General features: G+C 41.3%; 1 pseudogene. It reads left to right on the top strand.

The window, feature by feature from the left end:
* Positions 1-348: pseudogene (gene slpA / locus EIZ58_RS32850) on the top strand (pore-forming S-layer protein SlpA); the annotation flags it as partial.
* Positions 349-387 lie beyond the last annotated feature (39 nt).

The following is a 387-nucleotide window of genomic DNA, read 5'->3' on the forward strand; positions in this document are numbered from 1 at the left end:
AAGGACGCTAAGCGTGTTGGTACTGACAGCGTTAAGCGTTACAACTCAGTAAGCGTATTGCCAAACACTACTACTATCAACGGTAAGACTTACTACCAAGTAGTTGAAAACGGTAAGGCTGTTGACAAGTACATCAACGCTGCAAACATCGATGGTACTAAGCGTACTTTGAAGCACAACGCTTACGTTTACGCATCATCAAAGAAGCGTGCTAACAAGGTTGTATTGAAGAAGGGTGAAGTTGTAACTACTTACGGTGCTTCATACACATTCAAGAACGGCCAAAAGTACTACAAGATCGGTGACAACACTGACAAGACTTACGTTAAGGTTGCAAACTTTAGATAATAAGTCGTAGCACTAACGCTAACAAAATGAAAAAGGCAG

The organism is Ammoniphilus sp. YIM 78166 (genome assembly GCF_004522215.1).
In the GTDB taxonomy this organism is placed as follows: domain Bacteria; phylum Bacillota; class Bacilli; order Aneurinibacillales; family RAOX-1; genus YIM-78166.